This is a genomic window from Corynebacterium sp. HMSC034B08, from assembly GCF_001835805.1.
Lineage (GTDB): Bacteria > Actinomycetota > Actinomycetes > Mycobacteriales > Mycobacteriaceae > Corynebacterium > Corynebacterium coyleae.
Map to the genome: position 1 here is coordinate 1 of NZ_KV825882.1, position 1,445 is coordinate 1,445.

Genomic DNA, 1,445 nt, shown 5'->3' on the forward strand with positions numbered 1-1,445 from the left:
TTGAACTCGACGGAGTGTCGTCGATAAATAACTATTCGATGCGCAAAGTACAACGAAATACCGCTAGAAACAGACAACATATGGGGGTGCACAGAAACACATATAAGTTCTGCGGAAAACCTATAGGGTGCGTCGCTAAAAACCGCTGTGCGCGAAAAACATAAAGGGTTTACGGACCCGGTCCCAGACCCCTCAATACTCTGAGCCGGAAGAATGGAAAGTGGAAGGTTGATGTATCCCCACTATTTATTTTTTCCGTTTTTCGGAGTACATCGGGAGCTACAACTGCGGACCAGCTCTGTGTGAACTAGATGAGAAGGCGCAGCAGCGAATCATCGACGCTGGACAGTTGGTGCTGCGGGCACGCGAGCGGCACCCCCAGCGGTCACTCGCGGAGCACTACAACCCGTTATCGATGGACCCAATTCTGCTCAAGGCCCACAACAACTTGGACCGGGAAGTCGATAAGGCTTTCGATGTGGCACGCAAACTCACCAACGAGCGCCAGCGCCAGGAGCTACTGTTCGCCAGCTACGGGGAGTTGGCGAGGGGCTATGTCTCCTCGCTTTCATCAAAATCGAAACCACCAGCAGGGTCGTTCCCCGTGCGGGTGATTTTGATCGGTCCCGCTGCTGGGTGTAGAACCCTGTCGCTGGCAACGCCGGGAACTATGACTGTGCCCGACGAGAACACGTCACTGCCATAACGCGGCTCACGGTAGACGAACATGGGTCGTTCACTACTACTGGTGGATTTCGGTTTTGGTGGTGGGGGGATTACCGCCGCCGGCCTCGATTTTTCCGTTGAGGAGGGCGTTGACTACTTCCCGATTGTGAAATGGGCCGATGGCGCGGTGAAGAGGAACCAGTCACCTGGAAGAGATCGATCCAGTCGCTGGTGTGCAATCTGGGAGGTAGGGTTGCGGGGTCGATTCCTCGCGAGCGCAACCATGATTGTGTCTCTGAACGTGATGAAAACAACCCTGCCCTTCGGAGAATTTCCCCTATCCCGCGTCCCCGGGCGGTGAAAACGGTGTGCACCATCGCCTGAAAGGCTTTGCGTTGCTCTATCGGGATCTTCGGGTCACCCACCCGGCGGATCACTAAGATCCCCCCGTCAACGTTTGGCTGTGGCCGGAAAGCAAACCTTGGTACTCGGGAACCAAGGTGAAACGTGAACCATGGGGACCACTGAGCTGTCATCATCGTGCTTGCACCTACCCCGGCCCGGCGGCGAGCGACTTCCCACTGCATGAGGAGTACAGCGGCAGTCCATGCCGGCGCATGCAACAACTTTCGAAGAATGGCAGTGGTGAGGTGAAAGGGAATGTTTCCCACAATGACGCAGGGAGTGGCGGGTAACGGGAAGTTGAGGAAATCATCATGGACCACTTCGACCGACGCCGAGGCGGTCTTTTTTGTGAGTTTGGCAGCTAGTTTTGCGTC

At 55.6% G+C, this 1,445-nt stretch carries 2 protein-coding genes; one reads left to right on the forward strand and one right to left on the reverse strand.

Going from position 1 to position 1,445, the window contains the following annotated elements:
- The first annotated feature begins 352 nt into the window (after nt 1–352).
- Complete coding sequence (locus tag HMPREF2656_RS13360; protein ID WP_016423158.1) at nt 353–706, forward strand: type IIL restriction-modification enzyme MmeI; 354 nt, start codon at nt 353–355, stop codon at nt 704–706.
- Between the two features lie 70 nt (nt 707–776).
- Here the strand turns inward: HMPREF2656_RS13360 and erm are convergent.
- The coding region (gene erm / locus HMPREF2656_RS00025; RefSeq protein WP_070815538.1) for a 23S ribosomal RNA methyltransferase Erm at nt 777–1,445 on the reverse strand (669 nt) is incomplete at its 5' end.